This is a genomic window from Streptomyces sp. A012304 (genome assembly GCF_026008495.1).
Lineage (GTDB): Bacteria > Actinomycetota > Actinomycetes > Streptomycetales > Streptomycetaceae > Streptomyces.
The window spans coordinates 270440-294084 of sequence record NZ_BQUN01000182.1 but is presented as its reverse complement, the minus strand read 5'-3'; the positions used below and the strand labels follow the sequence as shown (position 1 = coordinate 294084).

Here is a 23645-nt window from a genome sequence, read left to right as displayed (position 1 = left end):
GGCGTTCGTCGGCGAAGACCGTGACCGGCCCGTCGTACCCGGCGTCGCGCAGGGCCGAGACGACGCTGTACCCGGCCTGCCCGCCACCCACGACGACCACGCCCGAGGCGGACGTCATACCTGCTCCTCGGGCACATGGACGACCAGTCCGTCCAGGGCGTCGGACAGCTGGACCTGGCAGCTGAGTCGGCTGGCGGGCCGGCGCTCGGCGGCGGTGAAGTCCAGCATCTCCTCCTCCACGTCGTTCGGCGGCCCTACGAGGTCGGTGTGCTGGTCGTCGATGTAGACGTGGCAGGTGGCGCAGGAAGCGTTGCCTCCGCACTCGGCGACGATGCCGTGGACGCCGTTCGAGACAGCCGCCTGCATGAGCGCCGTCCCGGACTCCGCGGTGACTTTGCGCTGGGTGCCGTCGGGCAACTGGAAGATGACGATGGGCATGAAGTACTCCTGTGGAACGGCTCAGGTGCCTGCCGGCTCAGGCGGCTTGCCAGGTGACGTGCAGCGAGGTGAGCCCGCGGAACACCCAGCCCTCCATGTGGTCCTCCGCGCCGTCGTCGAGGCGGAGACCGTTGAGGCGGCTGAATACCAGGGGCCAGGCGAGGGCGCTGACCTCGTGGCGTGCGACCCACGCGCCCATGCAGAAGTGGGGTCCACCGCCGAAGGCCAGGTGTGCGCGATGGGGCCGGTCGATGTCGAACTCGTCGGCCCGCTCGAAGACCGACTCGTCCCGGTTGCCCGAGGCGATCACCAAGGCGACACGGCTCCCGGCGGGCAGGGTGACACCGGCGATCTCGTAGTCCTGGACCAGCTGGCGCGGATACAGGCCGATCGGGGAGACCCAGCGCGCGGTCTCCTCGAAGACGCGTTTCCACAGCGCGGGGTCGGCGAGGACCCGGTCCCGTACGTCCGGGCGACTCAGCAGCGCCTGGGCGCCCACGCCGAAGACGTCACGGGGCTCGTTGACGCCTCCGCCGATGATGACCTTGACGTTGTTCTGGATCTCGAAGAGCTCGACGCCCGCGTGGACCATCGAGGAGATCACCGAGCCGTCGGGCTCGCGCCGGACCGCCTCGGCGATCTCCGCGACCGCCTCCTCTATGGCGCCGGTGGCCCGCTCGGCGCGCAGCCAGACGTCGGGGTCGTCGGCGTAGTTGCCGTTGGCGGCCATCATCGCCCGCGACCACTCGGCGATGTCGTCGGCCGTGGCGTTGCGCAGACCGAGGACCAGAGCCAGGTTGGCCGCAGCGAGCGGCTCGGCGAAGTCGGCGATCAGATCGGCCTCGCCGCGCCCGGCGATGCGTTCCAGCAGGTCGTGCGTGTTCTTCGCGAAGGCGCCGGCCCACAGGTCACGCACCTGGCGGGGCCGGGTGGGGGGTTCGGCGGCGGTGCGCAGCCGCCGGTGCTCCGGGCCGTCCTCGCGCAGCAGATTCGGGCCGACGGTGCGCAGGAGCAGTGAGCCCTGCTCGCGGGAGCTGAACACCTCGGGCAGCTTCTCGGCGTGGACGATGTCGTCGTACCGGGTCAGCAGGTGCCGTCCCACGGACGGCACCCAGGCCAGCGGTGCGGTGCGGCGCAGTGCGGCGTAGGCGGGGTAGGGATCCCGGCGCAGTTCGGTGAGGTCGAGGTCGACGACGGGCGCGCCGGGGGCGGCCTCCGTGGTCGGGGTGCTCATGCCGTTCCCGCCGCGCCGATGAGGACGAAGAACAAGGTGGCGGGCTCATCGCCGTCGTTGCGCCAGGCGTGCCGGGTGCCGTTCTGCACGACGAGATCACCGGGCCCGAGGACGGCGGTCTCGCCGCCGTCGAGGTCGAGGACTATCTCGCCGCTCAGGACGACGCCGTAGTCCACGGTGGGCGTGGTGTGCATCCCCGGGTTGTCGGGCTCGAAGAGCTCCGCCAGGCCGGGGGTGTTCTCCAGCTGTTCCGCCGCCGCGGCGGCGGGGTCCCAGGCCGGGTCGGCGTAGACGCTGCCCGGCGGGAAGGTGACGGTGAGGGCGATCGTCTCGCCGGGGGCGGGGACGTAGGACTTGAGGGACTCCGTCGGGTCGGCCGACGGCGCCGGGGGAGCCGCCGTGTTCCACACCAGGGAGCGGGCGAAGCCCGGGGTGTGGGTGTACTGGCGGGTGACGGGCGGCTCTCCGTCGCTGACGATCACGGGCTTGCCGCTGGCGCTGACACCGGTGACGACTCGACGGACCATGGTTCTCTCCTTAGAGAAACACTGCTGAGGAAGCCAAGGAAGTTAGAGGTGTGACAGTAAGAGGCCTGACGGTTCTGCGGTTGCTATGACCCGAAGCGCGGCGTCCGCGGGCGGTTCGGTATGGGTGATTGGCGTACGAGCGGTCAGTCTGCGGCTGGAGTGTCCTGATTGACCAGGGTTCGGAGCAGGTGAACCAGCTCACTGAGCTGGTCGTCGCGCAGGACCGCCGTCCAGGCCCGCTCGCGCTTCGTCTGGGCCGCGATGGCCTTGCGCAGCGTTTCGGTGCCCTCGTCGGTGAGCTCGACGACGAGCTGGCGGCGGTCGGTCTCGTCCCGCTCGCGGGTGACCAGCCCACGGCTCTCCAGAGTGGTCAGCGCGCTGGAGATGCTGGCGCGGGTGGAGCCGGAGACCCGGCCGATGTCCTGCTGACCGATCGGGCCGTAGACCCACAGGGCGTTCAGGATCCGGAAGCCCGCCCAGGTCAGGCCGAGCGGCCGGTGGACGTGCTTCTCGAAGTCCTTGGTGAGCCGGGCTTCGAGGCGGGTGAGGTCGGTGACCATCTCGATCGCGTCGAGATCCCGGGGCTCGGTCGTCCCCAGCTCACGATGGTGGTGGCGCAGGAGCTCCGAGAACTCCCGGGTCCGGCTCGCGCCCGCGGCCCCCGCTTCGCGCACGGTATCCGTCACGATCTCCCGCCCTCTCTGCTCCGACCACGCCGGTGTCAGCCGGCGACGATCGGGTTGACCATGGTTCCGACGCCTGTGACCTCGGTCCGAAGGACCTTACCCGCGGTCAGATACAGCCGGGGAGTGCGGCGGACACCACAGCCCGCGGGTGTGCCCGTGAAGATCATGTCGCCCGGCTCGAACGTCACCCGCTTCGACAGCCAGACGATCAGCTCGGGCACGCTGAAGATGAGGTCCGAGGTCCGGCCCCGCTGCACCTCCAGGTCGTCGACCCAGCCGGCCACCTCGATGTCGTTCGGGTCCTCGAACTCGTCGACCGTCACCAGGTACGGGCCGACGGGGCTGAAGGTGTCGTACGACTTCGGCAGCGTGAACTGGTTGATCGGCTTGCGCCACTGCTCCTTGCGGTCGCTGATGTCCTGGCCCGCGGTGACGCCCGCGACATGGGACCAGGCGTCGGCCTCGGCGATGTTCTTGCCGACCTTCCCCATCACCACCACGAGCTCGGCCTCGAAGTCGACCTTGTCGTACTGCGACTCCACCACGACCTCGTCGTACGGGCCGACCACCGACGAGGCGAACTTGGCGAACACCGACGGCTCGTCCGGGACCGGCAGGTTGGACTCCTCGGCGTGCGCACGGTAGTTCAGGGCCACGCCGATCGCCTTGTACGGCTTGGCGACCCGGCCCAGGTCACGCGGCTCGAACGGCTTCCAGTCCGCGTCCGCGGCCCGCTCGGCGAGGGTGCGGAGCTCGTCGTGGAGCGAGAGGTCGGACAGCACCTCCAGGCGCGGCTCGATCGCTCCCTTGCTGGCGTCCGCGATGTCCAGGGCACGGTCGTCGCGCACGACGACGGGGCGGCCGGCGAGGTTGGCGAGCTTCATGCGGCTGCATCCTTCTTCTGGTCGGTGGGCCGGGGCAGGTCGAGCGCGAGACGGCCCTCGACCTGGACCCCGAGGGTGTTGATGACGGTGGCGATGGTGAGGTATTGGCCGACGGTGTAGAGGACGTCGATGACCTGCTCGGTTCTGAGGTGGGCCGTCAGCCGGTTCCACAGCTCGTCGTCGACGCCCTGGCGGTCCAGGAGTGAGTCGGTGGCGGCGAGCAGTACGCGGTCGAGCTCGGCGAGGCCGTCACGGTCGCCGGTCGCGGCCGCGAGGATCGTCTCGTCCGTGAGCCCGGCGCGGCGGGCGATCCTTACGTGCTGGTCCCACTCGTAGGCGGCCTGTGCCCGAGCGGCGATCCGCAGGATCATCAGCTCCCGGGACTTCAGCGGCAGGGTGTTCTTCCCCAGCACGTGGTTGCCGAAGACGAGGAAGCGGCGCAGCGCGTCCTCATGGTGGGCAAGGGTCGCCCAGATCGCGTAGATCCGGCCGTCCTGATCGCGGTACGGCGCCAGCGACGCCAACGTCTTCTCGTGCAGCTCGCTCTCGTCGACGGGCTGCAGGCGGGTCTTCTCGGGCACCTCTCCCGGCATCGGGGACCTCCTCGGCTCGATGGCGTCAACGTATTCGTATGACCCTTGACCGTCAAGGGTCTAACAAATATCGTCCTCGCCATGACGATCCAGAGCCTTGGGTACGTGGGCATCGGTGCGCCCGACCCGGATGCGTGGGCGGAATACGCCCGGACAGTGATAGGCCTCAGCGTCGAGCCGGGGACCGCGCCCACCGGCGGCTCCGCCTCGGACGGCGACTTCGCGCGCCACCGGCTGCGCATGGATCAGCACCCGTTCCGCATGTGGCTGACCGAGGCGGAGACCGGGGGAGTGACGGTCATCGGCTGGGAGGTCCGCGACTCCGCGGCGATCGACGAGATGACCGCGCGCCTCAAGGAGGCCGGCGTCGACGTCACCGCGGGCACGGACGGGGAGTGCAGCGACCGCCAGGTGACCCGCATGGTCCACTTCACCGGCCCGCTCGGCATCCGCACCGAGCTGTTCTGCGGCCGCCGACTCGCCCCGAGCCAGTTCGTCTCCCCGCTGGGCGTCGACTTCGTGACCGGCGAGCAGGGCCTCGGGCATGTGGTGATGAAGACGCCGCGCGTGCAGGAGGCGGTCGACTTCTACTGCGAGGTGCTGGGCTTCCGGCTCAGCGACACCGCCGACTACCCCTGGGGAACCTTCTACTTCCTCGGCTGCAACCCCCGCCACCACAGCATCGCCTTCATCCGCTCGTACAAGAACGAGGGCACCCACCACATCCTGTGCGAGGTCACCACTCCCGAGGAGGTCGGGCGCGCCCTGGACCGCACGCGCGAGCACGACGTCAAGCTCATGGCGACGCTCGGCAAGCACGCCAACGACGGGATGTTCTCCTTCTACATGACCTCACCGGCCGGCTTCGGCATCGAGATCGGTGCGGGCGGAGTGCAGGTCGACGAGAGCACCTGGGTCAGCCGCACCTACACCGCCGACATCTGGGGCCACCACCCGGTGGACTGACCGAACAGGCCCTGCCTTTCCCGCCCGTCCTCGACGAAAGCAGCCGTATCCCATGCTCCAGAGCTATCTGCAGGACACCTGGGTCACCCCCACGGCCACGCAGGCCTCGGCCACCGCCGTGCGTGACGCGGTCACCGGCGAGACGGTCTGCCACGTCTCCTCCGAAGGGCTCGACGTCGCGGGGGCGTTCGACCACGGTCGGCGCGTCGGTGGCCCCGCGCTGCGCGTCCTGACCTTCCACCAGCGAGCCGACCTTCTCGATGCGACCGCCGCCGCCGTGCGCGCGCGCCGCGAGGAGCTCTACGCCCTGTCCGCCCGCGCCGGAGCCACGCCGAACGACGCCAGGTACGACGTCGACGGGGGCATCCGCGTCCTTCGCGACTACGCCGCCCGGGCCCGGGCCGAACTCCCGGACGCGTCACACCTGATCGAGGGACCTGCCGAGCGGCTCGCGCGCGGCGAGGACTTTCTCGGCGTCCACCTGGTGGCGCCCTCACCGGGCCTGATGCTCCAGGTGAACGCCTTCAACTTCCCCGTTTGGGCTCCGCTGGAGAAGCTCGCCCAGGCCGTCCTCGCCGGCCTGCCCAGTGTGGTGAAACCGGCCACGCCCACCGCGTATATCACCGAACACCTCGTCCGGGTCGTCACCGAGGCGGGGGTCCTGCCGCCCGGAGCCCTCCAGATGGTGGTGGGCTCGGTGCGCTCGGCGCTCGACCTGCTCTTGGAACAGGACGTGCTGTCCTTCACCGGCTCGGCCGTCACCGCCGCGAGCCTGCGAACGCACCTCCACGTGGTGGCCCGCTCGGTGCGGTTCAACGCGGAGGCGGACTCCGTCAACTCCATCGTCCTCGCGCCGGACGTCCAGCCAGGATCCCCGCTGTTCGAGGCGTTCGTGCGCGAGGTCGTGAGCGAGATGACCGTGAAGGCGGGCCAGAAGTGCACCGCCATCCGCCGCGTCCTCGTCCCGCGCGCCCACGAGGCTGTAGCCCTCGACGCGATCTCGGCCGAACTGGCCGGGGTGACCATCGGCAACCCCGCCTCGGAGGGCATCCGCATGGGGGCCGTCGTCAGCCTCGACCAGCGCGACGACGTACGGCAGGCGGTACGCGCGATCGCCGAGTCGGGCCGCCTCGTCCACGGCGACCCCGACAAGGTGCGAGTGGTGGATGCCGACCCGGAGCGCGGCGCCTTCCTGGACACCCTGCTCGTCTCCGCGGATCCGGACGCCGCCGCGCCGCACGAGGTCGAGCCGTTCGGACCGGCCGCGACCGTGCTGGCGTACCGCGACACAGCCCATGCCCTCGACCTGGTGGCACGCGGCCGGGGCAGCCTCGCCGCCTCCGCCGTCGGCGACGACCTCGCCTGGACCACCGCCTTCGTCCGGGAGCTGGCCCCTTGGCACGGGCGACTGCACCTGCTGGACTCGGCGAACATGACGCAGACCACCGGGCACGGATCGCCGCTTCCCGCACTGCGCCACGGAGGCCCCGGCCGGGCAGGCGGGGGCTCGGAGATGGCTGGCGTGCGCGGGGTCCTGGACCTGATGCAGCGAACGGCGCTCCAGGCATCGCCCAGGCTGCTGGACTCCCTCCGGACGACGACCACGAGCCCGTCGGCCGGCTCCGCCTGACTACGGTGTGCGGGGGCCTCTGGTTCTTGCGCGCCTGGGGACAGGACGCCCAGAACGACCTGGCCCGCCTCCACGTCGGCGTCGTCGGCACCGGATCAGTCGGCATGATCATCGTCGAGGCCCTGGCCCGCACCCGTCTCCGGCAAGCTGAGCTTTCTCGACGTCGACACGAACAATGCCGTAGCCGCCCCTTCATGAAGGGGCGGCTACGGCACTGCCTGTGTGTGGGGACGGTGCCGGGTCATCCGGTCACTGGATCGTCCATGCCTGGTTGGACGATAGACCTACCTGTTTTTACTGACGCACCACCGATTCCCTGCGGAGCCTCAGGCCCGACGTCGCGCGCACCACCGGTAGGGGCGAATCATCGCAGGTAGCAGCTTCGTGGCGATCGATCGCGGTCGCATCCCGCTGAACTGTCCAGCGAGACCGCCCTCCCTGATGAGTAGTACGCATTCCAGGTCCTGTTGCCGTTAGTCCCATACCTCGCATGGGACGGCGAAACCACCTCGCCGGACCCGTGCCGAGCAGGGGCTCGGAACATCCGCTCGGCCGGGCGATCATCGCGTACGCCGACCGGAACGTGTCCGGGAAGGATCCGCTGCCGGAGCTGAGCGACTTCACCACCACGGCGGGCCGTGGTGTGCGCGGCCGGGTCGATGGCCGGCTGGTGGAGGTCGTCGCACCGGACGACGAGCTGCCCGCCGCGCTGGCGGACGCGCTTCCGGCGGCGGAGGCCGCCGCGCACACGTCCGTCCTAGTCCGCGTGCACGGCGTGCCGGAGGCGCTGATCGAGGTCGGTGACGTCGTAGGCCCCGGCAGCTATCGGGCCGTGGACCGGCTGCGGCACCTCGGCATCGAACCGGTGTTCGCGACCGGCGACGGGAGGCACCGGCCCGCGCCGTCGCCGCCGGGCTGCGCATCGAGGAGGTCCGCGCCCGCCGCACACCCGAGGACAAAACCGACCTCGTACGGCGGTTGCGGGAGGAGGGCCACCGGGTCGCGGTCGTCGGCGACGGCGTCAACGACGCGGCGGCCCTCGCCGGCGCCGACCTCGGCATCGCCATGGGAAACGGCACCGACGCGGCCATCGGAGCCGCCGACGTGACGCTCGTACGCGGCGATATCGAAGCGCTCGGGGACGCGGTCCTCCTCGCCCGGCGCACTTTGCCACGGGGGTGTGCGTCCGGATTCCGGTTCCCTGGGCGAGGTTCTCGGTGAGGTCGACCAGCAGCGCGGCAGGTGTGTAAAGGGAGGCCGTGATGGCCCAGGTGGGACGGTCGATGCTGGGGCCGGCCCAGAGAGTCCAGGTGGCGAGGGTGCTGTGAGGTCTTTGGGCGGCGAAGGCGTCGAACTGGACGCCTGCATCGCCCTGGAGGGTCTCCCAGCGGATCCAGCGTCCGTCCACGGTGTGCTTCCAACCGGCGTCGGTGAGGGGGCGGGTGGCTGCGATGACGGTCTTCTCGGTGGTGGGGCTGCCGATGGCGGTCCCCCAGGCGTACTCTTCGGCGAGCCCGCTCAGAAGGGTCTTAAAGACGGGCGCTGGGGTGGCGCCTGTCATGGTGAGGTGCCACATCCGGTCGACAGACGAGGATTTCGTAGGCGGCCACGGTCCAGGCAGTCTCGCGGGGGTCGGCCTCCTGGAGGCGTTCGACCCGCGGGGTTTGGGATTCGTGGATGGCCGCAGTCAAGCCGCGGCCCGGCTGATACACACGGGCGGCGGGCACAGCGCGGCATCGGGGGGCCGAGAACTCTGCCGCGCGGTGCCCGCCGCATTCACGGGATGCGTGGAGCCTCAGGCGAGGCCGACCTGCCGTTGCATCGTCAGCTGGTCGAAGAAGAGGAACTCCTCCTCCATGACGCCGCGCTTGTTCAGCACACCGATGGTGGCCATGTGGAGAGCGAACCGCTTCCCCGTCGGCTGGATGACACCGCCTTTGCCGTCCGGCATCGGGCCGGTGAAAGTGCCCTCCCACACGCCGGTCACGGCAACGAAGTTGGTCTTGGCTATGCGGACGGGGTGTACCTCGATCTTGATGTCGGGTGCCCACACGAACTGGGCCTTCATGTCCTCGATGTGGATGGGCAGCCCGTCCGTGTAGTGGCCGTCGGGCCAGTGGACGCGGACGTCCTGGTCGTGGCTCTCGTCGAACCTGTCCCAGTCCTGGTGGCTGTAGACATCGAAGTCCGCCACATCGAACATCTCCAGGTTGCGTCGGCCTCCCGCGTGGTGACGTGCTGGGTGGATGGCACCGGCCCGCTCGGGCCGTCTGAACCGTGATGGCGCCTGGAACTCGGCAAGGCCCCTATAGGGACACGCCCTGCGGCTCGGTGCCAGCAGAAACCATCCCGCAATGACAGTCGACAAGCCTGTGGCTGGACACTTCGGTCAAAGATCTCATGGGTCAGACCCCCGTCCGGGACGGCATCGCGCGACCGTCCCATCGATCCCGGCGCATCGGCACGTCCCGACACAGCCGGATGGCTTCGCCCGAACCAGTGCCCAAACCTGTCCGAGCAGGCTGAGAATGAGTTGACTCCCCGCCCACTCGTGACCGGCAATGACGGACAGCCGTCCGCGTCACCGACTGCCTGGACGCGTGCGAGCACCCGAACGTCGTCGTGCAGCCGCCGGCCGCCGGCCGCCGGCCGCACGGCGGGAGGCCGGCCTGTGTGGCTCGGCCTGGTCAACGACGCCGATGCCACCGCCGACATCACCGCCTGGATCGAGCGGGGCGGGCCCGGGCTCGCCGACCCGCCGGGCATTCTCGACCTGTACGGCTTCACTTCCTCCCGCCGCGTGCGGGGGCAGGAGGAGGGCTGACACCGAGAGCCTGGGGAAGAGGCTCACAGGGCCTGCGGGCGCCGCCATGCCTGGATACCGTCGGGCGCGGCCGGGTGACGTTCGAGCCCGACCGCCGACAGCTCGGCGGCCAGCGTCTCGTCGGAGATGACATGGCAGTCGAACTCTGCGGTCTCTTCCCGGATCAGTTGATCGCCGCGCCAGGTCCGGTAGGTCATCACCCAGCGGATCAGGTCCTCGTCCACGACGTCTGCCCGCACGTGGGTGTCGTAGCGGTACCGTCCCAGCGTGCCCCCAGGGACCACCGAGGGCGGGATGGCGGTCGCCGTCTGGGGATGTTGCGACTCCATGATCAGCGCTCCGCCTGGGCGGAGCGCGCCGGCCCACTTGTGCCAGAGCCGAGCCCGCTGCTCCGGCGAGAAGTGCATGATCATGTTGAACAGCACCACGGCGTCCAGCGGTAGGTCCACCTCTGCTGTCAGCGCGTCCTCGGGCAGCACGGTCACTGTGTCCGCGGCTGCCGGAATGCGCGACAGCCGCGTCACCAGAGCGGCGCGCATGATGCCCGTCGGCTCGATCGCGAAGATCTCACCGTCCGGCCCGAGCAACTCCAGCAGTACCTCGGTGAACACCCCGGTGCCGGGACCGATCTCGGCCACCGTGCGGGCCCCGGACACCAGCCGCCGCAGGGCGTCCGTGAGCGAGGCCCGTACCGCCTCGGGGAAGATCACGTCGTAGTAGGGGCCGTTGACGGCATAACCAAGCCCTTGATCGGCGCGGTCGGCCTCAGTCGTGGCGGTTTTGGTCATCTGTGGCCTTTCTCGCCAGTGAGCAGGTGCCTCTCCGAACCGCCAGGCATCGATGCACGGTCGCGCGAGCCCGAGGCTGCTCGTTGGGTCTTCACGGTCCGGCGGGCAAGGCATCGGCGGGGCCCGGTCGCCGGATGCGCTTCGCGAGGAGCCCGTGGCGGGGTGCCAGGCACCAGGTGAGGGCGAACAGGGCGGTGAGAACCACGACCACGGAGCCGCCTGCTGCCAGGTCGTACGTGTAGGAGACGTACAGGCCCGCGAGGCTTCCGGCGCAGCCGATGAGTGAGGCAAGCAGGGTCATCGCCCACAGTCGTTCGGTGAGCAGGCGGGCGGTGGCGGCGGGGGTGATGAGCAGGGCGAGGACGAGGATGTTGCCGACCGCTTCCAGGGACATCACGATCGTGGTGGTGACGACGACGTAGAGCGCCAGGTCGAGGCGGAAGACGGGCAGGCCCGCGGCGCGTGCCGTTTCTCGGTCGAGGCTGACGGCGACCAGTTCCTTGCCGATCGCCAGCACCACGAGGACCAGTACGGCGCCGATGGCGGCGACGGTCCACACGTCCGAGGCGCTGACCGCGAGCACCTGGCCGAAGAGGAAGGAGGACAGGTCTGTTGTCCAACTGTCCCTGGTGGAGACCAGGACGATGCCGAGTCCGAAGGCGAAGGCGAAGAAGACGCCGATGACGGTGTCCTCCTTCAGCCGCCGGTTCTGGGAGACGAAGGCGATGAGTACGGCCGTGGTGATGCCGGCCGCGGCGCCGCCGAGGAGGAGGTTGCCCTCGAAGGCGTAGGCGAGCGCGACACCTGGGAACGCGGAGTGGGCGACGGCGTCGCCGATGAACGCCATGCCGCGCAGCACGACGTACACGCCGACGACCCCACAGACCAGGCCGATGATGGCTGCCACGGCGAACGCCCTCTGCATGAAGGGTAGTTGCCAGGGGTCGGTGAAGAAGGCGATCAGGTCACTCATGATGCGGTCACCGTGCCGATCGCGCGGTCGAGGCCGAAGGCCCGCAGCATCTGGTCGGGGTCGGCGAGAAGGTCGGGGCCGCCTTCGGCGACGACCCTGCGGTTGATCAGCGCCACCCGGTGGCAGGTGCGGGCGGCGGCCGCCAGGTCATGGGTGGTCATCAGCAGGGCCCTGCCTTCCGCGGCCAGCCGGCCGAACAGCTCGTTCAACAGCTCCTGGGTGGGGACGTCCACGCCGGTGAACGGCTCGTCGAGGAGCAGGATGCGCGGGTCGGCGGCCAGGGCGCGGGCCACCAGGACCCGCTGCCGCTGGCCGCCGGAGAGCTCGCCGATCGGGCGCCGCCGCAGCTCGGTGAGACCGGTCAGCTCCAGCGCCTCGTCCACCGCGGCCCGGTCTCCCGCGCCCGGGCGGCGTAGCCAGCCCATCTGCCGGGTGCGGCCGGTGAGGACCGCGCCCGCGATGTCGATGGGGAAGTCCCAGGCGAACTCGTGCCGTTGTGGCACGTATCCGATGCTCCGACCGGCCCTGCGCCCGGTGCGGCCCTCGACGGCCACCTCGCCGCCGGCCAGCGGCACCAGGCCGAGGACGGCCCGCAGGAGGGTCGTCTTCCCGGCGCCGTTGGGTCCGATGAGGCCGACCAGCTCGCCGGCGTCGACGGTCAGGTCAGCCTTCTCCAGGGCGATCCGCCCGCCGAGGACGACGGTCGCGCCCGTGACCCGCAGCAGCGGATCGGATCTGTCAGCCATGTGCGGTCCTCCTGCGCCGGGCGGCCAGGAAGGACACGGCGCCCACGGCGGTGAGCGCGGCGGCGGCCGAGCCCAGGAGTACGGCCTGGCCGGCGCCGGTGGAAGCCATCGAGCCGTCGGTGTCGTCCGTCGAAGAACCGCCCGTGGAGCCGGAGTCGGAGGCGGAGCCTGCCGAGTTCGAGGAAGAGGAACCGGACGTCCCAGAGGTCCCGGGACTCCCGGACGTTCCCTTGCCCGAGCCGTCGCCGGGCGTCACCGTGCCGGGGTCGGTGTCGCCGACCGCGAACGTCACCGTCTCCGTGTCGGAGACCGTCGTGCCGTTGGCCAGCGTTCCGCTCATCTTGAAGGTGAGCCGGTAGGTCCCACCCTTGGTGAACGCCCAGCCGCCGTGTGCGTGCGTGTTGGCGGCCACGTCGAAGGAGTCCGGCACCCCGTCCTTGCTGTTGAACAGGACGTTCGCGCCCGACATCGCGTCGTACGTGTAGAGCGCGTAGGCACCTGGACCGTCGACCTTGGTGAGGGAGAACTCCACACCTCCCTTGGTCGCCCCGGCCTTGATGTTGTCCGTCGACCAGCCGGGCCACAGCAGCCCGTCCTGCTGCACCTGGTCGAGCAGCCACACCGGGTCGCCGCCCTTGCCGAGGAACGCGAACTCGTCGCCCGCCGGGAGGGTGTTCCTGGCCGCGGGCTTGACGTGCATGACCACGGAGGAGGGCTCGCGCCAGGTGGTCTTCCCCGAGACCGTGCCGTCCTTGATGTGGATCTGCAGCTTGTTGTCGACAACGCGGGCGGCGAAGTCGACGTGGCCTTCATCGAGAACTTTCCTCTCGGACACCACATCGGCGGCGGCCGGGGTGGCGGCCAGAGCGGTACGCCGCTCGGCCTCGGCCACCTCCGCCACGGCCTTCCCGGCCGCCGGCAGCGTCTGCGCCTCCTCCGAGGCTTCCTCGGTGGGGGTCTCCTCGACGACCGGCGGCTCGGAACCCGGGTCCTCCCCGTCCGATGTGTCCCCTACCACCACCGTGTACACAGTCCCGACGGACAGTTCCCGCCCGTCCGCGGCCGTGGCCTCGGCGGTGAAGATGACCCGGTACGTGCCGTCCTCGCTGAACTCCCAACGCGTGGAGCCCTGGTGGCCCACCGGCAACGCATGCTCGTCGGGGAGGTCGTCCGCGCTGTCGAACAACAGCGCGTTCTCGGCGCCGTTGCCCGCGTCCTGGTCCCCGTCCTCAGCCTCGGTCTCGTCCGAGTACACCTTCAGGTCACCCGGACCGTCGAGCCCGGTCAGGGACCACCGCACGGTGTCTTTGGCCACCGCGCCCTCGGGTACTCCGGTGGTGTCCCACCCGGGCGCCGAGGCGTCCGCCACGCCCGCGTCTCCGACCTCGATCACATGGGCGCCGTCCGCCGCATCCAGGGTCAGCGCCCCGTCCTCGTAGGCGATCCGGCCGAGTCCGGTCCCCGCTGCCGTACCGTCGTCCGCGACGGCGACCCCGCCCCCGGCCAACGTGGCCGCGAGCACCACCGCCACGGCGACCCGCTCAGCCCTCCGCATGCCCCTCATCAGGCGTCCCTCCCCAGGCACTTGGCGAGCTCGGTCGCGTTGTGCCGCATCATCGATACGTAGTCGTGGACCTTGTCGTCGAACGAGTCGCCGTAGATCGTGCAGATCCCGACCCCCTCGTCCTCGGCGACCCGGCGCAGCACGTCGGCCCGCGCCGCCAGGTTCGGCTCCAGGAACACCGACGGGACCTTCTTCTCCCGGATGGTGTCGCCGAGTTGCTCGACCTCGGCCGCGCTCGGCTCCCGGTTGGGCACGGGCACGACGAAGCCCGCGATCTCCATGCCGTACGCCTTCGCGAGGTAGCCGAAGGCATCGTGTGTGGTGATCAGCTTGCGGTTCTTCTCGGGTACGGTCGCGAGCTTCTTCGCGACTTCCTCGTCCAGGGCGCCGAGCGTCTTGAGATACGCGGCGGTGTTCTTCTTGTACGTCGCCTTCCCCTCCGGGTCGGCCTTGATCAGCTCTGCCTCGATCCGCCGTACGTACGCCGCCGCGTTGGCGACGTCCGCCCAGGCGTGCGGGTCCATGTCGCCGTGCACGTGCTTGCCGATGACGGCCTGTGGCAGGACCCACAGAGCGTCGCCCGCCTCGCCGAGGAAGGCGTACGGCTCCTCCTTGGGCACGGTCTCCTTGGCCCGGTCGGGGACGTTCAGCACGACGTCCTCGGCCGCGAGCCGTTTCGGTTCGCCGCTGGCCTCCTCGTCGGCGCGGACGTACACCTTCCCGGTCTCGGCGTTGAGCGCGACGTCGGCGTGTCCGCCGTCGAGCACTCTGGTTCCCTCGGGCGCTTCGGCGTCGTCGCCGACGGTGAAGGTGAAGGTGCCGCTGCCGATCTCCTCGCTCTTGCCGTCGAGGGTCTCGGTCTGTCCCTCGACGGCCAGCCGGTAGGTTCCGGGCTTGCTGAACGCCCAGTTGACGTGGGTGTGCGCCTCGGGCGGCAGAGTGAAGGAGTCGGCGTCGTCGAGGCCGTCGGCGGAGTCGATGTACACCTTGGGCTTTCCGAGCGTGTCGGTGAGATACACGCGCAGCTCGCCGGGCCCTTCCAGCTTGGTGGCGGTCGTACGGATTTGGGAGCCGTCGCCCTCGACCTTGCCCTCGACGGCCCAGCCGAGCCACAGCACGTTCAGCCCGAGGTCCTCCTCCAGCTTGATGACCGTGCCGCCGTACTGCTCCAGCTTCTCGGCGATCTCGATCTTCGGGGCGGACTTACGGGCGTTGGTGTGGACCATCTTCATGATTCCGGGCTCTTCGAGCAGCAGCCCGTTGCTGAACAAGACATCAGCCTTGGCGACCTTGGCCGCGTCGCCGGGACTGGGTTCGTAGGAGTGCGGGTCGCCGTGGTGCGGCACGATCGAGGTGACCTCGACACGGTCACCGCCGACCTGCTCGACGAGGTCCGCGATGATCCCGGTGGTCGTCGACACCCTCAACTCGGCGTCGGATGCCCCGGCTTGACGACCGCTGCACCCGGAGAGCAGGGCGGCGCTCGCCGCGATCAGCGCGACGGCAATGGTGCGTCTGGGGTGGCCCCGCATGGGGCTCCTCCTTCTCTCGAACACGACAATGCCGCGTACGACGGACCGGGTCGCTGCCAGGTGCCGGTCCGTCGTACGCGGAGCTTTCACTGAGCGGTACGGCGACGCCGTACGACCAACACCGCGCCGCCACCCATCAGCAGGGCGGTCACGGCGATGCCCGCGATCACACCGACCTGCGCGCCGGTGGAGGCCAGGCCGCCGGTCGCAGCAGTGCCGCTGCTACCGCTGCCGCCCGCCGACGAACTTCCGCTGGTACCGGACGAGCCGGAACCCGGGTCCGTCGCCGGGGCCGAGGCGCTCGGCGAGTCGGACGCGGACACGGACGGGCTCGCCGTCGCGGTCGGCGTCTGCGAGGCCGACTCCGACGGAGTGGCCGTAGGCGTCGCTGTCGGAGTCGCCGTCGGCTCATCCCCCTCACCCGGCGCCACGGTCGACGGATCCGTGTCGTCCCCGACCACCCAGGCGATGGTCTCCTTGTCGCTGACCTTCGTGCCATCGGCGAGAGTCGCGCTGACCGTGAAAGTGGTGCGGTAGACGCCCTCGGCGCTGAAAACCCAGTCGAAGTGGCTGTGCGTGCCCGCACCGAGGGTGTGGGCGTCGGGCAGACCATCGCCGCTGTTGAGCGAGACGTCCGGGACGCCCATCACGTTGCTGTGGAACATCGCGATGTTTCCGGGACCCTGCACGGAGTCCAGCCGGAAGGAGACACGGCCGTCGAGGTCGGCCCTGGCGAACTCCGTGGTGTTCCAGCCCGGCCACACGATGCCGGCGTTCTGCTGCAGCGGCAGCCACCACACCGCGTCGCCCGGGGTGCCGAGGAAGTCGTACCCCTGCGGGATCTTCCGCTTGGCCGCGGGCCGTACATGCATGACGACCTGGCCCGGCTCGTACCACTTGTGGTTGAGCTCGCTGCCCTCCTTGATCTGGAACTCCAGGTCGCCGTCCGCCGGGCGGGCCGCCAGGTCGACGTGGCCCTCGGCGATGACATGCGCCGCCGGGGCGGTGGGCGACGGGCTCACGGTCGCCGAGCCGGTCGGCGAATCGGTCGGGGAAGCCGTCGGAGTGGAGCCGTCACCGGGCAGGACGGTCGACGGGTCGACGTCGTCGCCCACCACCACGGCCAGTGTCTCGGTGTCCGAGGAGCCGCCGCTCGTCACGGTGAAGGTGAGCCGGTAGACGCCCTCCGCGGTGAACTGCCAGATGGGCAGCAGCCGTTCCTCCTCGCGCGGCAGCGTGAAGGTGCGCTGGACGGAGGCCGCACTACCGAGATAGGCGGTCGCCGGAGCGTTCGCGTTGTCCATCTCGCGGGTGTACAGGGCCAGCCCGAAGTCTCCGGGACCCTCGTACCCGGACAGCGTGACCTCGGTGTCGCCGCCCGCCGCGGAGCCGTTCCAGCCCGGCTCGGGCGCGAAGATGTTCTCCGCCTCCCAGCCATTGAGCTGCCAGGAGTCCATGTTCGTCGTGCCGAGCGCCGTGGCCACCGGGTCCGCGGTGTACTGCAGGGAGGACGCCGGAGCGTGCAGCACGACCTGAGACGGCTCGCGCACGACCGTCGTACCGGAGCTGCGGTCGTCGATCTGCAACTCGAGCTCTCCGTCGGCCAGTCGGGGCGTGAAAACGAGCTCGCCCTCGTCCAGGACGACGGCATCGCCGGCGGCGCGGGCGTTCCCGCTGCCGCCGGCGACCAGCCCTGCCGCGCCCAGGAGCACCGCGGCCGCCGCGATGAGCGCCGCGCTTGTGACGGCGCGTCTGTCGCGCGTCAGGGCCCGGATCATGAGGTGACGTTGAAGGTGAAAGTCTCGGTGGCGGATTCCGTCACGCCGCCGACCGTGCCCCGGACGCGGAAGGTGAGCTGGTAGGTGCCGGCCTCTTCGAAGGCCCAGTTGGCGTGGTTGTGCGTGCCGACGCTGAAGGTCCTGGACTTGAAACCGGTGGTGCTGGTGTCGCTGTCGAACCAGCGGGCGCAGCTGCCGGCGTAGATGCTGAAGTCCTCGGTGGCGGCACCGTTGCGGGTGGCGCTGACCAGGGTGTACGTGACGTTGTTGTTGGCGAAGACCCCGGTGGTGAGGTGCTCGGTGGAGATGCCCGGGAAGAGCACGCCGGCGGCGTCGGCCTCGGCCTCGGTGTCCGGCAGCAGCCAGACCTGGCTGCCGGAGCCGAGGAAGCCGCAGCCCGGGTTGGTCACCTTCGCGGCCGTCGGCACCGAGAAGGTCACATCGACCGGGTCGTACTCGGTGTTCGTCTCCTCGTCGTGGACGTGGAGGTGCAGGTCGGCGCCGTCCCACTCGGCGTCGAGGACGTCGACGTGGCCGCTGCTCAGGGTGGTGGCGGCGAAGGCGGAGGTGTTGAGACCGGCGGTGGCGAGCGCGGCGGCGGCGATGCCGGTGACGGTCAGCAGGCGTCTGCGGGTACGCAAGAGAAACCCCCATGGGTCATGTTCATGCCCCCTCGGGCACAACATAAGACGATAATCGTTTTCATAAACAGTTGGCAATGAGATTGCGGTGATGTCCGGAGGCGTGAACGGCCGAGCGTGGCGAGGGAAGTTGAGAGCGAACCCGACCGGATGCGGGACCGAGGAAGCACGTGCGCCGGACATCGTGTGCACCGGCGGCATGGGGGGCGTCACCGCCCACGGCGCGGGCCGCCGTGCGCGGTCACCGACGACTTCGCTGTTGAAGCCGAAGATCAGGCGCCAGGAGGAAAGGCGCAGGTGTAGGTCAGCCGGGCTCAAGAACGGTTCGTCCGGTTCCCCACTGCCGGGTCCGGTAGGTGCCCACCAGTCGGCAGACGAGGTAGATCGAGAAGGAAATGGTGGTGACGTAGGGGCTGATGGGGATGCTGCTGCCCAGGGCCAGCAGGATCCCGCCCTCGATCGAGGTCACGGCGAAGACGACGCTCAGCACGGGCAGCAGCACCGGTGAGGCGGTGATCCGGGCCGCGGCGGCCGCCGGGGTGACGAGGAGGGTGAGGACCAGCAGGGCGCCGACGATCTGCACGGACAGTGCGACGGCGAGGCCCAGCACGATCATGAAGGCGAAGGACAGTCCGCGCACTGGCACGCCTCGTGCCTCGGCTACGTCCGGGTCGGCGCTGGCGAAGGTGAGCGGTCGCCACATGACCGCCAGCGCCACGAGCACCACGGCCGACGTGCCGAGCAGCCAGGACATCTGCGGGGTGTCGACGGCGACGATCTGCCCGGTGAGGAGCCCGAACTTGTTCGCCGCGCGGCCCTTGTGCAAGGCGAGAAAGAGCACGCCGAGACCCAGGCCGAACGGCATGAGTGTGCCGATCACCGAGTTGCGGTCCCGGGCGCGCACCGAGCAGTCCGATCGCCCCGGCCGCGATCAGTGATCCGACGATCGAGCCGCCCACGATGTTCAGGCCGATCAGCAGCGCGGCCGAGGCGCCCGCGAAGGACAGTTCGCTGATCCCGTGCACCGCGAAGGGTAGGTCCCGCATGATGACGAAGACCCCGACCAGACCGCCGATCAGGCCGAGCGCGGCGCCGGCGATGAGGGAGTTGCGGACCAGGGCCAGCAGTTCGCCGTAGTTGTCGAAGTCGAAGATCTGCTGCCAGATCCCGTCGGCGATGGTCATGGCCGTACCTCATGCGGCAGTTCGGATGATGCGGCAGCTCGGCCACCTCGTCGGGCACGCCCACGACCGTGATCCGGTTTCTGACACGGACGACGTCGACCTGCGTGCCGTAGAGCTGCGAGAGCGCCTCGGAGGTCAGCACCTCGTCCGGTGTGCCGACCCGGTAACTCCCGCGGGCGAGGTAGAGCACGCGGTCCACAAGTCCCAGCACGGGGTTGATCTCGTGGGTCACGAAGACCACGGCTGTGGTGGCCCGCGCCCTGGCCGCCGGACGTCGGGCGGATCATCACCCGGGTCGAGGAGGCACAGGCCGACCGCGCCCCGATCCAGACCGTCGCCACCGCCTTCACCCGCCGCTTCGTCCCCGTCTCCTTCGCCCTCGCCGGAATCACATACGTACTGACCCGGGATGCCCGCCGGGCCATGACCATGCCGCTCATCGCCTGCCCCTGCGCCGCCGGCCTGGCCACCCCGACCGCGATCAGTGCCGCCATCGGCAACGGCGCCCGCCGCGGCACCCTCATCAAGGGCGGCACCCACCTGGAAGGCATCGGCCGCGTCACCGCCGTCGTCTTCGACAAAACCGGCACCCTCACCCTCGGCCGCCCCCTGGTCACCAGCGTGGTCACACTCGACGAGACCGTCACCGCGGATGAAGTTCTGAGCCTGGCCGCTTCCGGTGAGCTGCATGCACGGCACCCGCTCGCCGAAGCCATCGTCCGGCGCACCGAGGAACAGCACCTGCACATCCCCATCCACCAAGCCTGCGAGGTCGTCCTCGGCATGGGCGTACGCGCCGAACTCGACGGCAGCCGCCTGCTCGTGGGCAGCCCCGCCCTCCTGCGCCGGCACGGCCTCGAACTCACCGACGTGGCCCACGAATGAACAAGCCGACTACGCGCCGGCGGCGAGACCGTCATCTGCCTCGCCCACGACGACAAGCTGATCGGCATGCTCGGCCTGTCCGACGCCGTACGCGGCGGAGCCGACACCGTCGTCCGCCAGCTCACCGACCTCGGCGTGACCCGCATCGTGCTGCTGACCGGCGACGCCCCCGAGACCGCCCAGGCCGTCGCCGACACCCTCGGCATCACCGAAGTCCACGCCCATGCCCTGCCCGAGGCCAAACTCCAGCTCATCCGCGACCTCCAGCCGACGGCCACAGCGTCGCGATGGTCGGCGACGGCACCAACGACGCCCCCGCCCTCGCGCTCGCCGACGTCGGAATCGTCATGGGCGCCCACTCCTCGCACGTCGCCCTGGAAACCGCCGACATCGCCCTGGCCGGAAACGACCTGCGTAACGTCGCCGCCGTCGTCGAACTCAGCCGGCACACCCTGCGCGTCGTACGGCAGAACTACACACTCTCCATCGGCGTCAACCTCGCCGGCCTCATCGCCGACGCCGGGGGCTCCATCAACCCCGTGCTGGCCGCCCTGCTGCACAACACCAGCAGCATCGCCGTCGTCGCCAACTCTGCCCGACTCGTGGGCCACACCCCCCACCTGCCGAGCGACACCACCGCACGCCTGCGGGCCGCACCGCTGGAGGAACGGCGCGTGCGCTGATCCGAGCACGCCGTCGGCACACGAGCCCATCCGCAGGACGGACAACCTTCACTCCGACACCGGGCTACCCGTCGAGGACCTCACCGGACCCGGCCCACTCCGTGTCACGGACAGCCGACGCCTTCCCCCTCTCGTCGGCCTGAGTATCGCTGCCCGTCCCCGGGACCACCCCCTCAATCAGGCCCTACTCGCCCCCTCACCACACATGAGCTATCGTTCATATGGATATGGATGTCATTTTCATCTAGCCTTGGATTCGGCACTGCACCAGGGGGTGAACGTGGTGTGAGCGACCTGACGACCCAACAGCGGCCCACCCGGCAACGCTCGGCCCTTCTGGCAGCTCTCGCGAACTGTCACGACTTCATGTCCGCGCAGGAGCTGTACGCGCGCATGACCGCCGACGGCACACGGATCGGCCTGACCACCGTCTACCGAGGACTGCGCGACCTGGAGGCCGCGGACGCGGTCGATGTCATCCAGGCCAACGCCGGTGAACGGCTTTACAGATGGCGGCCGGGCGGCCACCGCCACTACCTGATCTGCCGCGCCTGCGGCAGCAGCCGGCCGGTGGACTCCGAGGTCGTCGAGGAGTGGGCCGGACGGATCGCCTCCGACTCCGGATTCGCCGCGGTGGAACACACCGTCGAACTCACCGGCGTCTGCGCCGACTGCCAATCCGCCACCGAGTGAGGAGAACTGCCGCCATGCCCCTGGGATTCGGGCCGGGAAGTCCCGCCGCACCAAGCCCACATCTGCGCGAGCTGAAGGAGACCGTGCGCACGCTGCTGGACCTCGACGACGACACCGCCGTCATGATCCGCCAGCTCGCCTGCACCGAACCAGGCTGCCCGCCCCTGGAGACGGTCGTCGCCGTCCTGCCGATGAACGGGCCGGCCCGCCGCTGGACCCTGCACCAACCCACCGACGAAGTCACCGAGGACGACCTCAAGGCCGCCTTGCTCACCACCGCACCCGAAGGAGCCTGACCCTGATGACGACAACTGAAGCGACCGCGACGGACGCGCCGCTCGATGAGCGAGTACCTGTCACCGTCCTGACCGGCTTCCTCGGCTCGGGCAAGACAACCCTCCTCAACCGCATCCTTACCGAACACCACGGCCTGCGAATCGCCGTCATCGAGAACGAGTTCGGCGAGATCGGCATCGACGACGCCCTCGTCCTCGACGCCGAAGAAGAGATCTTCGAGATGAACTACGGCTGCATCTGCTGCACCGTGCGAGGAGACCTCATCCGCATCCTGGGCGCCTTGATGCGACGCCGGGAGAAGTTCGACCACATCCTCATCGAGACCACCGGCCTGGCCGACCCGGCCCCCGTCGCACAGACCTTCTTCATGGACGACGAGATCGCAGCCCAACTGCGCCTGGACGCCATCATCACCCTCGTCGACGCCGCCCATGTCCTCCAGCACCTCGACGAAGTGAAGCCGGAGGGTGTGGAGAACGAGGCGGTCGAGCAGATCGCCTTCGCCGACCGGATCGTGCTCAACAAGACCGACCTAGCGGACGAGGCGACCATCGCCGAAGTCGAGGCACGCGTGAAGGCCATCAACGCGCCCGTGCAGATCCTGCGCGCCCGGAACGCCGAGGTCGACCTGAAGCAGATCCTTGACGTCGGCGCGTTCGACCTGGACCGGGTCCTGAAGGACGACCCGTCCTTCCTCACGGAGACCGAGCACCAGCACGACACCACCGTCACCTCGGTCGGCATCGAACTGGACGGCGAGGTCGACGACGGGCGCCTCAACGCCTGGCTGGGCAACCTGCTGCGTACCAAGGGCGCCGACATCTTCCGCTCCAAGGGCATCCTCGCCATCGCCGGTTCGAGCAGGCAGTACGTCTTCCAGGGCGTCCACATGCTGCTCATGGGCGAGGAAGGCGCCCAGTGGCGGACCGATGAGCCGCGCCGCAACCGGCTCGTCTTCATCGGCCGCAACCTCGACCGCGACGAGCTGGAGCGCGGCTTCGCCGACTGCCTGGCCACGGCGGGAGCGGCCGCGTGAGCATCACCGCACCCGACCAGGCCCTGACGGTCGCCTGGGAGATCACCATCGACGACGCACCCGTCGCGCTCAGCGCCCGCAGCGACCTGGTGGCCGTCGCCGGAGCCGAGGGCACGGTACGCGTCCTCGATGCCGCGATGGGCGCCGAGATGGGAGCACTGGACCTGCCCGGCGGCACCCTGACGAGTCACCTGTCCCCGACCGCCCGGCACTTGGCGGTCACCGGACCCATGGGATACGCGCTGTGGCGGCGCACGGACGGCCGCACCGTCGTACGCGAATCCGGCGCCTGGTCCTCCTCCGCCGCCTGGGCCAACGACGAGCGCGTGGCCATCGCCTCCGGACGCACGGCGCTCGTACTCGACGCGGATGGCGAGGAGCTGTGGCGTACGGAACCTGCCGCGTCCACCGTCACCGACCTCGCCTGGCTGCGCCGGGGGCGACGGCTGGCCGTGGCCGCATACGGGGCGGTGCGCGGCCACGAGCGCCACACCGCGCAGCCCGTCATGACATACCCCTACATCGGCTCGCACCTCGCGCTCGCCGTCGCCCCGACCGAGAAGTGGATCTGCAGCGGCAACCAGGACGCCTCCATCCACATCTGGCGCACCCGCGACGGCAGCGAACTGACCATGTCCGGCTACCCGGAGAAGGTCTCCCGCCTCGCCTTCGACGACACCGGCTTCTGGCTCGCCGCCGACGGCGCCCCCGACCTGACGGTCTGGGACTTCTCCGGCAAGGGCCCCGCCGGCACCGCACCCCGCCAGCTCCGCTGCCACGAGACCATCACCGCGCTCGCCTGGCGGCCCGGCCCCGCCGGCCACCTCGCCAGCGGCGGCCACGACGGCACCGTCGCGCTCTGGTACGCCACCGCCGGACAGCCCTCCAACCGGCTGCGCCCCGTGCGCACGCTGGACGACGTGGACTCCGCAGTCGCCGCGCTGGCCTGGGCCGGACCGCACCTGCTGATCACCGCCCACCGCGACGGCCGCGTCCGGGCATACGGACTGCCCTCGCGGACGACGCTGTGAACCGCCGGACGACATCGATCGCTCCCGCACGT

At 70.0% G+C, this 23645-nt stretch carries 22 protein-coding genes and 6 pseudogenes; 10 read left to right on the top strand and 18 right to left on the bottom strand.

Annotated features, from left to right (window positions below):
• The 7 genes from ALMP_RS44570 to ALMP_RS37325 form a co-directional block, all read right to left on the bottom strand.
• A partial coding sequence (locus ALMP_RS44570) for a hypothetical protein (RefSeq protein ID WP_375803599.1) occupies window positions 1–118 on the bottom strand: 118 nt, incomplete at its 3' end.
• Window positions 115–438 carry a (2Fe-2S)-binding protein gene (locus ALMP_RS37350; protein ID WP_264936409.1) on the bottom strand — a complete coding sequence of 108 codons (324 nt, stop codon included), beginning with the start codon at window positions 436–438 and terminating at the stop codon, window positions 115–117. The genes ALMP_RS44570 and ALMP_RS37350, both read right to left, overlap by 4 nt.
• Before the next feature lie 37 nt (window positions 439–475).
• Window positions 476–1672 carry a cytochrome P450 gene (locus ALMP_RS37345; RefSeq protein ID WP_264936408.1) on the bottom strand — a complete coding sequence of 399 codons (1197 nt, stop codon included), beginning with the start codon at window positions 1670–1672 and terminating at the stop codon, window positions 476–478.
• On the bottom strand, window positions 1669–2199 hold the full coding sequence (locus ALMP_RS37340) for a cupin domain-containing protein (protein WP_264936407.1): 531 nt from the start codon (window positions 2197–2199) through the stop codon (window positions 1669–1671). Before ALMP_RS37340 ends, ALMP_RS37345 begins: the two co-directional genes overlap by 4 nt.
• A 143-nt stretch (window positions 2200–2342) precedes the next feature.
• On the bottom strand, window positions 2343–2885 hold the full coding sequence (locus tag ALMP_RS37335) for a MarR family winged helix-turn-helix transcriptional regulator (RefSeq protein WP_264936406.1): 543 nt from the start codon (window positions 2883–2885) through the stop codon (window positions 2343–2345).
• A gap of 35 nt (window positions 2886–2920) precedes the next feature.
• A complete protein-coding gene (locus tag ALMP_RS37330) occupies window positions 2921–3769 on the bottom strand; it encodes a fumarylacetoacetate hydrolase family protein (RefSeq protein WP_264936405.1) in 849 nt (282 codons plus the stop codon).
• The gene (locus ALMP_RS37325) at window positions 3766–4362 is read right to left on the bottom strand and encodes a carboxymuconolactone decarboxylase family protein (RefSeq protein WP_264936404.1); all 597 of its coding nucleotides are present in this window, start codon (window positions 4360–4362) and stop codon (window positions 3766–3768) included. Before ALMP_RS37325 ends, ALMP_RS37330 begins: the two co-directional genes overlap by 4 nt.
• A gap of 81 nt (window positions 4363–4443) precedes the next feature.
• Here ALMP_RS37325 and ALMP_RS37320 point away from each other — a divergent pair, with 81 nt between their 5' ends.
• The 3 genes and pseudogenes from ALMP_RS37320 to ALMP_RS37310 all read left to right on the top strand — a co-directional run.
• Complete coding sequence (locus ALMP_RS37320; protein ID WP_264936403.1) at window positions 4444–5328, top strand: VOC family protein; 885 nt, start codon at window positions 4444–4446, stop codon at window positions 5326–5328.
• A 52-nt stretch (window positions 5329–5380) separates the two neighbouring features.
• Window positions 5381–6958 (top strand): phenylacetic acid degradation bifunctional protein PaaZ, encoded by a 1578-nt coding sequence (gene paaZ, locus ALMP_RS37315; protein WP_264936402.1) that lies wholly within the window; start codon window positions 5381–5383, stop codon window positions 6956–6958.
• A gap of 508 nt (window positions 6959–7466) precedes the next feature.
• A pseudogene (locus ALMP_RS37310) lies at window positions 7467–8128 on the top strand (HAD-IC family P-type ATPase); the annotation flags it as partial.
• Between the two features lie 82 nt (window positions 8129–8210).
• On the opposite strand, the pseudogene ALMP_RS37305 reads toward ALMP_RS37310, so the two are convergent.
• Window positions 8211–8519, bottom strand: a pseudogene (locus ALMP_RS37305) (hypothetical protein); the annotation flags it as partial.
• Window positions 8520–8753: 234 nt separating this feature from the next.
• The gene (locus tag ALMP_RS37300; RefSeq protein ID WP_264936401.1) at window positions 8754–9161 is read right to left on the bottom strand and encodes an ester cyclase; all 408 of its coding nucleotides are present in this window, start codon (window positions 9159–9161) and stop codon (window positions 8754–8756) included.
• A gap of 371 nt (window positions 9162–9532) precedes the next feature.
• Between ALMP_RS37300 and ALMP_RS37295 the strand changes: the two are divergent.
• Window positions 9533–9782: pseudogene (locus ALMP_RS37295) on the top strand ((2Fe-2S) ferredoxin domain-containing protein); the annotation flags it as partial.
• Between the two features lie 23 nt (window positions 9783–9805).
• Here ALMP_RS37295 and ALMP_RS37290 read toward each other — a convergent pair.
• The 9 genes and pseudogenes from ALMP_RS37290 to ALMP_RS37250 all read right to left on the bottom strand — a co-directional run.
• Window positions 9806–10570 carry a methyltransferase gene (locus ALMP_RS37290; RefSeq protein ID WP_264936400.1) on the bottom strand — a complete coding sequence of 255 codons (765 nt, stop codon included), beginning with the start codon at window positions 10568–10570 and terminating at the stop codon, window positions 9806–9808.
• A gap of 91 nt (window positions 10571–10661) precedes the next feature.
• Window positions 10662–11543 (bottom strand): anchored repeat-type ABC transporter permease subunit, encoded by an 882-nt coding sequence (locus tag ALMP_RS37285; RefSeq protein ID WP_264936399.1) that lies wholly within the window; start codon window positions 11541–11543, stop codon window positions 10662–10664.
• Window positions 11540–12289 (bottom strand): anchored repeat-type ABC transporter ATP-binding subunit, encoded by a 750-nt coding sequence (locus ALMP_RS37280; protein WP_264936398.1) that lies wholly within the window; start codon window positions 12287–12289, stop codon window positions 11540–11542. The genes ALMP_RS37285 and ALMP_RS37280 overlap by 4 nt, the downstream gene beginning before the upstream one ends.
• Complete coding sequence (locus tag ALMP_RS37275; RefSeq protein ID WP_264936397.1) at window positions 12282–13844, bottom strand: TIGR03773 family transporter-associated surface protein; 1563 nt, start codon at window positions 13842–13844, stop codon at window positions 12282–12284. The genes ALMP_RS37280 and ALMP_RS37275 overlap by 8 nt, the downstream gene beginning before the upstream one ends.
• 8 nt (window positions 13845–13852) lie before the next feature.
• A complete protein-coding gene (locus ALMP_RS37270) occupies window positions 13853–15385 on the bottom strand; it encodes an anchored repeat ABC transporter, substrate-binding protein (protein ID WP_264936396.1) in 1533 nt (510 codons plus the stop codon).
• Between the two features lie 86 nt (window positions 15386–15471).
• Window positions 15472–17163 carry a choice-of-anchor M domain-containing protein gene (locus ALMP_RS37265; RefSeq protein WP_264936395.1) on the bottom strand — a complete coding sequence of 564 codons (1692 nt, stop codon included), beginning with the start codon at window positions 17161–17163 and terminating at the stop codon, window positions 15472–15474.
• Window positions 17160–17804, bottom strand: coding sequence for a choice-of-anchor M domain-containing protein (locus ALMP_RS37260; RefSeq protein ID WP_264936394.1), 645 nt, complete (start codon window positions 17802–17804; stop codon window positions 17160–17162). Before ALMP_RS37260 ends, ALMP_RS37265 begins: the two co-directional genes overlap by 4 nt.
• Window positions 17805–18108: 304 nt before the next feature.
• Window positions 18109–18988: pseudogene (locus ALMP_RS37255) on the bottom strand (metal ABC transporter permease).
• Between the two features lie 22 nt (window positions 18989–19010).
• Window positions 19011–19250: pseudogene (locus tag ALMP_RS37250) on the bottom strand (ABC transporter ATP-binding protein); the annotation flags it as partial.
• On the opposite strand from ALMP_RS37250, the pseudogene ALMP_RS37245 reads away from it, so the two are divergent.
• The 6 genes and pseudogenes from ALMP_RS37245 to ALMP_RS37220 form a co-directional block, all read left to right on the top strand.
• Window positions 19232–20083, top strand: a pseudogene (locus ALMP_RS37245) (heavy metal translocating P-type ATPase); the annotation flags it as partial. The pseudogenes ALMP_RS37250 and ALMP_RS37245 sit on opposite strands and share 19 nt — an antisense overlap.
• A 77-nt stretch (window positions 20084–20160) precedes the next feature.
• On the top strand, window positions 20161–20556 hold the full coding sequence (locus ALMP_RS37240; RefSeq protein ID WP_264936393.1) for a hypothetical protein: 396 nt from the start codon (window positions 20161–20163) through the stop codon (window positions 20554–20556).
• Between the two features lie 285 nt (window positions 20557–20841).
• The gene (locus ALMP_RS37235) at window positions 20842–21249 is read left to right on the top strand and encodes a Fur family transcriptional regulator (RefSeq protein WP_309299586.1); all 408 of its coding nucleotides are present in this window, start codon (window positions 20842–20844) and stop codon (window positions 21247–21249) included.
• 14 nt (window positions 21250–21263) lie between these two features.
• A complete protein-coding gene (locus ALMP_RS37230; RefSeq protein WP_264936392.1) occupies window positions 21264–21545 on the top strand; it encodes a hypothetical protein in 282 nt (93 codons plus the stop codon).
• 5 nt (window positions 21546–21550) lie between these two features.
• Window positions 21551–22582: a GTP-binding protein gene (locus tag ALMP_RS37225; protein WP_264936391.1), complete on the top strand. Its 1032-nt coding sequence runs from the start codon at window positions 21551–21553 to the stop codon at window positions 22580–22582.
• A complete protein-coding gene (locus tag ALMP_RS37220) occupies window positions 22579–23613 on the top strand; it encodes a WD40 repeat domain-containing protein (protein WP_264936390.1) in 1035 nt (344 codons plus the stop codon). Before ALMP_RS37225 ends, ALMP_RS37220 begins: the two co-directional genes overlap by 4 nt.
• The last annotated feature ends 32 nt before the right edge of the window (window positions 23614–23645 follow it).

Bases quoted from the DNA above. Each gene is read 5' to 3' on its own strand.
- ALMP_RS37340 (WP_264936407.1), bottom strand. From the start codon at position 2,199: ATGGTCCGTCGAGTCGTCACCGGTGTCAGCGCCAGCGGCAAGCCCGTG.
- ALMP_RS37285 (WP_264936399.1), bottom strand. From the start codon at position 11,543: ATGAGTGACCTGATCGCCTTCTTCACCGACCCCTGGCAACTACCCTTC.
- ALMP_RS37290 (WP_264936400.1), bottom strand. From the start codon at position 10,570: ATGACCAAAACCGCCACGACTGAGGCCGACCGCGCCGATCAAGGGCTT.
- paaZ (WP_264936402.1), top strand. From the start codon at position 5,381: ATGCTCCAGAGCTATCTGCAGGACACCTGGGTCACCCCCACGGCCACG.
- ALMP_RS37345 (WP_264936408.1), bottom strand. From the start codon at position 1,672: ATGAGCACCCCGACCACGGAGGCCGCCCCCGGCGCGCCCGTCGTCGAC.
- ALMP_RS37350 (WP_264936409.1), bottom strand. From the start codon at position 438: ATGCCCATCGTCATCTTCCAGTTGCCCGACGGCACCCAGCGCAAAGTC.
- ALMP_RS37225 (WP_264936391.1), top strand. From the start codon at position 21,551: ATGACGACAACTGAAGCGACCGCGACGGACGCGCCGCTCGATGAGCGA.
- ALMP_RS37330 (WP_264936405.1), bottom strand. From the start codon at position 3,769: ATGAAGCTCGCCAACCTCGCCGGCCGCCCCGTCGTCGTGCGCGACGAC.
- ALMP_RS37320 (WP_264936403.1), top strand. From the start codon at position 4,444: ATGACGATCCAGAGCCTTGGGTACGTGGGCATCGGTGCGCCCGACCCG.
- ALMP_RS37230 (WP_264936392.1), top strand. From the start codon at position 21,264: ATGCCCCTGGGATTCGGGCCGGGAAGTCCCGCCGCACCAAGCCCACAT.
- ALMP_RS37280 (WP_264936398.1), bottom strand. From the start codon at position 12,289: ATGGCTGACAGATCCGATCCGCTGCTGCGGGTCACGGGCGCGACCGTC.
- ALMP_RS37325 (WP_264936404.1), bottom strand. From the start codon at position 4,362: ATGCCGGGAGAGGTGCCCGAGAAGACCCGCCTGCAGCCCGTCGACGAG.
- ALMP_RS37300 (WP_264936401.1), bottom strand. From the start codon at position 9,161: ATGTTCGATGTGGCGGACTTCGATGTCTACAGCCACCAGGACTGGGAC.
- ALMP_RS37265 (WP_264936395.1), bottom strand. From the start codon at position 17,163: ATGATCCGGGCCCTGACGCGCGACAGACGCGCCGTCACAAGCGCGGCG.
- ALMP_RS37275 (WP_264936397.1), bottom strand. From the start codon at position 13,844: ATGCGGAGGGCTGAGCGGGTCGCCGTGGCGGTGGTGCTCGCGGCCACG.
- ALMP_RS37270 (WP_264936396.1), bottom strand. From the start codon at position 15,385: ATGCGGGGCCACCCCAGACGCACCATTGCCGTCGCGCTGATCGCGGCG.
- ALMP_RS37240 (WP_264936393.1), top strand. From the start codon at position 20,161: ATGGTCGGCGACGGCACCAACGACGCCCCCGCCCTCGCGCTCGCCGAC.